Raw genomic sequence first — 7,464 nt, 5'->3', positions numbered from 1 at the left:
AGCCGTAGTAGCCGGCGGCGCAGCGCGGACACCCGATCGTGAGCGCCGCGGCCTTGGCGAGCCCGCTCGCCCACTCGCCCAGCGTCGGCCGCGCCGCCGGGTCGTGCAGGCCCTCCTCGAAGGTCTGCCGGAACAGCCGCAACAGGCCCTTGGACAGGGCGGCTTCACGGTGCAGGCCGAACCGGGAGCGGTTGCGGTCGTCGGACGAGTGATCCACCCAGGGCAACAGTCCGGCGAACGCGTCCGCTTCGCGATCGACGTCCTCGTACGCCAGGTCCCCGCGAAAGGGGTGGGCCAGGACCAGCGTCTCGAACGCGACCACGGCGAAGGCGAACGAGTCCGACGAAGTGCTGTAGCCGCAGCGGGCGTCGATCAGCTCCGGTGCCGCGTAGCCCGGGGTGTACACGGGCCGGTCCGCAGCGGCCGACTCCACCGTCAGGTTGTCCGGATCGATCAGCCACACCTGCTCGTGCGCGCTTTCCCGGGACACCAGGATGCTCACGGGTGACACGTCGCCGAACGCGAGGGCCCTCGCGTGCAGGCGGGCCAACGCCTCGGCCGTGGAGGTCAGGAGGCGGAGTCGGCGCCCCAGGCCGCCGGTGCCCCGGTAATGTTCGCCGAGCTTGACGCGTTGCGGAATGCGGCCGAGCGACTCGATCGCGATCATGTCGCCGGGCAACTCCATCACGTATCCGACGCGTTCCTCGCCCAGCATCGACAGCGGTCGGGCGATCGGGATGCCGTCGAGGTCGTAGCGCCGAACGGCGGCCAGCCTGGCGCGCAGCCGCTCGGCGTCGCCGGCCCGGGTGGCGCGCAGGACCTTCACCGCGGCACGGCCGCCGGCCACGGACCACACCTGCCCTCGGCCGCCGTTCCGCAGCAGCCCACCCAGGCGTAACGGGGTGCCGGATTCGTCGTAGAGGACGTCTCCGCGGCCGAGTGTGCGCCGGTCGGGCCGCACCATGCGCGAGTCCACCGCAGTCCCTTTCGGGTCGTCTCGTCGTCGCGTGACCGGATCGGCGCCTGTCCCGAGGGTGCCATCGCGCTCACGGGGCCGGGAGGTCAGTCGGTCAGATCGTAGAGCGCGTCGGGATCGAACGTGGGCAACTCCGAGGACGGACCCCCGCGGATTCGATCGGTCACGCCGAGCGTGACCCACCGGAAGAAGTCGCAGAGCCGGTCGACCTCGTCGGCGCGTACCACCGGAATCGCCGGGTCGGCCACGAACGCTTCCAGCACCCGGTAGGACGGGTTGCCCGCCTCCGCGCCGACGGCGACGGCGAGCCGCACGGCCTCGGCCCCTCGGGTCGAGGCCAAAAGACGCTTGATCGCCGGTTGCCAGTCGTCGGTCGGGATGCCGTCCGAGACCAGTACGAGCGTCGGGTGCAAGCCGCGCCCGGGTATCGTCTCGGAGTCTTCGAGCACGGTCCGGACCAGATCCAGCGCGGCTCCCAGCGGCGTCCGTCCGCCGGCGGACATGTCCGTCCACCGGATCTCGCTCACCGGAACCGGCGCCTGATGCAGTACCGCGCCCGCGGCGCCGAACGTGATCACTGCCAACAGGATGTCGCCGTGTCCGGACTCGGCCGCGGCGAAGGTGCGCAACGTGCGCACCATGGTCTCGATCGCCCTGTTGAGCGTCGCGATCTTGTGGTCCTGGACCATGCTCCCGCTCACGTCGGCCAGGACGAGCACGGGTAGCGAGCGCGGGCGCGGCACCTGGCCCGACGCGAGGTCCGGACGTTCGTCGTCGATCATCGACGGCTCCTTGGACACACGGCGTGCCGACGCGCGCACGCACCGAGAGGTCAACGTTTCAGCATCGTGGGTGGGTTTGGCCCCGTCAACGAGATTCCGAACGGCGCGCAGCGACGGCCCGAAAATTCTTCGAGAAATCTCGCGGCCCGATGTCGAGAACGGGAAAGGGACTCCGACCCACTCGTGTAAGCAGCGCGCGAGCAGGGTCGAACCCTCGAGGGAGCGACGCAGGACATCGACCGAGCGCTCCGCCGATCCGCAGTCACAGAGGAACACACATGACTCAGCTACTGAAAGTGCAGAATTTCACCGTCTCCAGTGACGGATTCGCCGCCGGGGAGGATCAGACCCTGGAACGCCCGTTCGGCCACGTCGATCCCGGGCGGCTGATGGCCTGGGCCGGCGCCACGGCGAGCTGGCCCATGCGCACCGACGGCGGGGGGAGCCGCGGCCTCGACGACTACCTCACGCGAGACTTCGCACACAACATCGGTGCCGAGATCATGGGCCGCCACAAGTTCGGTCCGCAGCGCGGGCCCTGGCGCGATCACGAGTGGCGCGGCTGGTGGGGCGACGAGCCCCCGTTCCACACCCCCGTGTTCGTCATGACGCACCACGAGCGTCCGTCGTTCACGCTCTCCGACACCACGTTCCACTTCGTCGACGCCGACCCGGTCACAGTCCTCGACCGGGCGCGCGCGGCCGCGCAGGGCAAGGACGTCAGGCTCGGCGGCGGGGCTACCACCATCCGCGAATTCCTGGACGCCGACCTCGTCGACACCATGCATGTGGCGGTCTCACCGGTGAAGCTCGAGTCCGGAGTACGACTGTGGGAGTCTCCCGACGAACTCCTCGACCGCTTCCACCTCGACGTCGTGCCCAGCCCGAGCGGCGTGACACACCACCTGTTCTGGCGAAAGTGACAGTTCTTCGCCCGCGCGAAACGTCCGGGCCCGGACGGAACCCGCGGTGTGGGTCCGGTCGGGGCGTACGTCGGTACGCCCCGACCCGCCGGAACGCCCCGACCCGCCGGACCACGTCGACCTTCTCGTAGCTCACCGGGCAGCGGCGGCTGCGGCACTCTCCCGGCAGGGTGTCGCGCCGCTTCGGTGGCCGGATGTGGCCCGGTGCGTTGGTCGGCGACTCCGACGGGGGCAGGACGGTCAGCTCGACGCGACCTTGCGTCCCCGAACAGGTGTACTGCGCGTGAGACGGGGCACGATGCTCCGGCCCACAGTCGTCACGCAAGCAGGAGGACGCCGAGATGCCCCCGACCCCAGCGACCGCCTTCGTGGTCCCCCGCCCGGCCGGTGCCCCCGTCGAGGGCGACCGGCTCGTCGACCTGCCGGCGATCGACGACCCCGGCAGCGTCACGGCAGCCGACGCGCGCGCGATGTCGAAGGTCCTCTTCGACCGGCTGCGGGTACTGGAGGAGGGCACGCACGAGTACCAGTACGTGCGCAACACCCTGATCGAACTCAACGTCCCCCTGGTCCGGTTCGTCGTGGGCCGCTTCCGCGCGCGCCCGGAGACCACCGAGGAGATGGTCCAGGTCGGCACGATCGGTCTGATCAAGGCCATCGACCGCTTCGACCCGTCCTTCGACGTGGAGTTCCCCACTTTCGCCGTTCCCACCATCTCCGGCGAGATCAAGCGCTTCTTCCGCGACACGTCCTGGGCCGTCCACGTCCCGCGCCGCCTTCAGGAACTGCGCCTGGAACTGGCCAAGGCCCGTGACGCGTTCACCGCCGAGCACGACCGCGCACCCACCCCGGCCGAACTGGCCGACCGGCTCGGCATCGGCGTCGATGAGGTCGTCGACGGTCTCACCGCCGCAGCGGGCTACACGGCCGCGTCCCTCGACGCCCCCGCCGGCGACGACGGTCCCGCCGAAGTCCACACCTCGCGCGCCGCGTTCGTCGATCCCGGCTACGAGCTCGCCGAGAACCTGCACGATCTCAAGCCCCTCGTCGCAGCCCTCCCGCAGCGTGACCGCGACATCCTGTCGATGCGCTTCGGCCAGGAGTTGACCCAGTCCCAGATCGGCGAGCGCCTGGGTATCTCCCAGATGCACGTCTCGCGCCTGCTCGCCCGAACCCTGAGCACGCTGCGCGCCCAACTCCTCGCCGACTGACGCCGGTTCGAGGAGCGGGCACAGCCGGGCCCACGAGCGCCGCGTTGTTCCGGCCGCGTGCGCGGCGGGCGTTCCCGTCCGCCGCGTCCGCGCACTCTCGTTCGGGCAGCCCGGTTCGGGCAGACCCCGTCCTGCGGCGGCCCCGAACGAGACGGCCGGCGCGCGACCACCTCCCGGCGCCGTCGGCGCGGGCGGACGGCAGGTTCCGCAACGGCGGGAAAGCCCGATGGCGCGGGGTCGACGAAAACCGCCCGCCGCCGACCGGCCGGCTGCGGTCGGCCCGGCGACGCGTACGTCGCCTCGCTGTCCCGCCCCCCGAGTAACGCTCCCAGACGAGTTCCCGGCGCCGAGCAGCGCTCGGAGCCGGGATGTTGCGGTTGCCGCAGGTGTGACCCCGGCCATAGCGCGGCCGAGGGGGCCCACAGCTAATGTTGCTTGGATGCAATAGTTCGCCTAGCGAAAGGATCGGGTGGCGTGGAGGAAGCCCTTGGGGCGTTTATGGGAGCCGCGCGATGGGTGGGGGAGCCCCTGATGCTCGTGGACGAGGCAGGACGCGTGCGGGCGGGCAACGCCGCCGCAGCAGCAGTGGGGGCCCGCATCGCGGGCCGGGCGTTCGCGTCCCTGGTCGTCGACCCGGACGCCGATGTGGAGCGTTGTCTACAGCGCTGGCGGTCGACCGAAGAGCCGGTGTCGGCCGAATTGACCTTCCGGTCCGACGGCCCGCTCGCGAGACCCCGGACGTGTCTGGGGCAGCGAACGTCCGCGACGGGAGAAATCGTCGTACGGGTGGCGGCACCGGAACCGGATTCCGTTACGGCGGGGCGCGCCGACGAACGCCTGCGCCGACTGTACGCGTTGTCCGCCGTGCTCGCGGACGCGATCTCCCTGCGGGAGGTGGCGCACGTGATACGCGAGGACGCGCCGGGTCTGATCGGCGTCCGCTCGGCGAGCCTCGGTCTGTACCTGCACCGTCTGTTCCCGCTCCGTGAGAGCGGTGAGTTCGCCGCCGCGACGAACGAGCCGTGGCTCGACCTCGACATCGCGGGCAATCCGGAAGCCTTGAGCGCTTTTTCCGAGCCCGGTCGGCTCGCCCCGGACGCCGGGCCCACTGCGGACGCCCCGCACATCCTGTTGTTGACACTCACCGGTCATCGTCCCGAACCGTTGGGGATCCTGCGGCTGGAACTCGACGCCCCGTTGCCTCCGGACGAGGCGGCACACGTGCAGGTGATGGCCGGTCAGGTCGCCCAAGCCGTCTCGCGGGCCGGCCTCTACGAGCACGAGCACCGACTCGCGCAGCGTCTGCAGATCAGCCTGCTGCCCGACCTGCCGAATCTGCCGGAACTGACGGTGGCCGCGCGCTACGCCGCGGGCGCCGACCAGGTGGCGGTCGGCGGTGACTGGTACGACCTGTTCCGCCTGCCCGGAGGGCGGATCGGCATGGCGATCGGTGACGTCGCCGGCCACGGCTTGACCGAGGCCACCGAGATGGCGCAACTGCGCAGCGTCCTGCGGGCCGCCGCGTTGCGCGTCGACAACGAGCCGCAGGACGTGATGGCAGAGGTGAACGCCTTCATCTGCGCGTACCTGCCCGAGCGCTCCGCCACCGCCTGCTACCTGGTCTACGACCCGGCGCGCGGGCTCCTGCGCTACACCAACGCCGGCCACATGCCGCCCCTGCTGCTTCCCCCGGGTGAAGCTCCGCGGCTGTTGCCGGGGCGGGTTCCCCTGTTGGGCATGACCGGCGTCGCACCCGGCCCCTGCGGCGAGGTGAAGATCGAGAAGGGGGCCACACTGCTGCTCTACACCGACGGGTTGGTCGAGCGGCGCGGGGAATCCCTGGACGAGGGGTTCGCGTTCTTGTCCGCTCTCGTCGCGGACACCCACGACATGGCGCCGGACATGCTGTGCCGCCTTCTCGTCGACAGCCGAGACGGAGCGTGGCCCGACGATCGGGCCCTGATGGCCGTGCGCTTCGAAGTCGCCGGCACCGAGCCCACGTTCGCGTGTCCGGCTTCGCGCGTCCGGCAAGCCGGGAGGTCGGGCACGGCGAGGCCCGTCGTGGGCTGAGCCGGTCCGGTGGGTTCACGAGACGGCGGCGGAAGACCAAGGCCGGCGCCCGCCTCGCGCAGTACGCCGTGGGGGAGCCCCTCGTGCCCGCGTGTCGGGCTCCCCACGGCGCGCGGTCACGCGCGGGCATCGACGTTCACCGCGACGGCGTCCGGGCTGTCCGGGCTCAGGAGCGGTCGCCGGCGGGCCTGCCGTGCCAGTCCAGGCAGACGACCAGGGCGTCGTCGTCGGGGAGGGCCCGGCCGCGGTGGCCGGTGAGTTCGCGCAGGACCGCGCGGGGCATCTCGGCGGGCGGCAGCAGCCGGGTGGCGTTGATCGCCCGGGTCAGCGCACGTTCGCCGTACACTTCGCCGGCGGGTGAGGCGACCGCGTGGACGCCGTCGCTGACGAACACGAGACGGTCGCCGGGGCGGACGTCGAACTCCTGCGCCGTGTACTCGGTCTCCTCGAACATGCCCAGGGGAAGTTGCGCGTCGAAGTCGACCGAAGTCACGGCTCCTTCGCGCAGGAGCAGCAGGCGCGGGGAACCGGCGTCGACCACCCGGACTCGTCCGGTGGCCAGTTCGAAGTCCAGCAGCAGGACGGACAGGTGCGCGTCGCCGCGGTGTTGGGCATAGACGGCCTGGTCGGCCAGCGCCGCCTGGTCGGCGATGGAGACGCCGGCACGGCGGGCGTTGCGCAGGGCGTTGATCGTGAGGTTGGTGAGCAGGGCGGCGTCCATGCCCTCGCCCATGCCGTTGGTCACCGTCAGGGCGAGGTGGCCGGCGCTGGTGGACCAGTCGAAGTTGTCGCCGTGGACGGCGTAGGCGGGTTCGAGCTGCGCGCCGATGGCGTACTCGTCGCGGCTGCAGGCGCGCCCGGGCAGGAGTTGCCACTGCATCTCCGCCGCGAGGGTCAGGCGGTCCTTGCGCCGGGCCTGGAGATAGAGGTCGGTGTCGCGTTCGGCGACGGTGACCGCGTGGGCGAGCATCTCGGCGATGTCGGCGAGTTCGGCCTGGACCGCCGGTGGACAGGCCGACGCGGGGAGGGCGACGGTGAGCACGCCGAGACGGTCGCCGCGTACGGTCACCGGGAGGTGGAGCCGAAGGCCGTCGGTCGCGCCCTGTTCCTCGCGGATGGGCTCCTGCGCGCCGAAGGCACGTCCCTGCGGGCTGTTGTGGAGGGACAGGGGCTCGGTGGTGCGCGGGAGCACGGAAACCGGCTGCAGGACGGTGAGGCTGTAGTCGGCCATCAACAGGTCGACGGATCGTGCCTGATAACGCCTCGTCAGGACGCGGCGTAGGGTGTCCAACAGATCGTGCGGGGCCGCGGCGCGCAGCGCGCGTTCGGCCTCCTCGTAGCCGTTCACAGTTACTCTCAAGCCGTTCTCTGCGCGGGTGCGGGAGGCACCCCCTCGTACGTGTCCACGGGACGGCCCGACCGACTGTCGGATCAACCGCTTTTACAGCGTCTATTGTGGTTGTGGCGCGGGCCGTGGGGCCTGCGGCACTCGTTTCGGGACG

At 71.2% G+C, this 7,464-nt stretch carries 6 protein-coding genes; 3 read left to right on the top strand and 3 right to left on the bottom strand.

Translation table 11 applies throughout. The features are described from left to right. Together GT354_RS43185 and GT354_RS43180 are read right to left on the bottom strand one after the other, a co-directional pair. Positions 1 to 976 (bottom strand): hypothetical protein (locus GT354_RS43185; RefSeq protein WP_161362425.1); only part of this gene is annotated, 976 nt, incomplete at its 3' end. 86 nt (positions 977 to 1,062) lie between these two features. After that, the gene (locus GT354_RS43180) at positions 1,063 to 1,758 is read right to left on the bottom strand and encodes a tellurite resistance protein TerY (RefSeq protein WP_161362423.1); all 696 of its coding nucleotides are present in this window, start codon (positions 1,756 to 1,758) and stop codon (positions 1,063 to 1,065) included. Between the two features lie 278 nt (positions 1,759 to 2,036). Between GT354_RS43180 and GT354_RS43175 the strand changes: the two genes are divergently transcribed. The 3 genes from GT354_RS43175 (at position 2,037) to GT354_RS56870 (ending at position 5,962) form a co-directional block, all read left to right on the top strand. Beyond that, entirely contained in the window at positions 2,037 to 2,681 is a 645-nt protein-coding gene (locus GT354_RS43175) for a dihydrofolate reductase family protein (RefSeq protein WP_161362421.1), read from the top strand. A 341-nt stretch (positions 2,682 to 3,022) separates the two neighbouring features. Beyond that, positions 3,023 to 3,892, top strand: a complete 870-nt coding sequence (locus tag GT354_RS43170; protein ID WP_161362419.1) for a SigB/SigF/SigG family RNA polymerase sigma factor — start codon at positions 3,023 to 3,025, stop codon at positions 3,890 to 3,892. A 516-nt stretch (positions 3,893 to 4,408) separates the two neighbouring features. Beyond that, entirely contained in the window at positions 4,409 to 5,962 is a 1,554-nt protein-coding gene (locus GT354_RS56870; protein WP_161362417.1) for a PP2C family protein-serine/threonine phosphatase, read from the top strand. Between the two features lie 166 nt (positions 5,963 to 6,128). Here GT354_RS56870 and GT354_RS43160 read toward each other — a convergent pair whose 3' ends face one another. Then, a complete protein-coding gene (locus GT354_RS43160) occupies positions 6,129 to 7,322 on the bottom strand; it encodes a PP2C family protein-serine/threonine phosphatase (protein WP_202512927.1) in 1,194 nt (397 codons plus the stop codon). Between the last annotated feature and the right edge of the window lie 142 nt (positions 7,323 to 7,464).

Source organism: Streptomyces sp. SID3343 (genome assembly GCF_009865215.1).
GTDB lineage: Bacteria > Actinomycetota > Actinomycetes > Streptomycetales > Streptomycetaceae > Embleya.
This window is presented reverse-complemented; position numbering and strand designations above follow the sequence as displayed.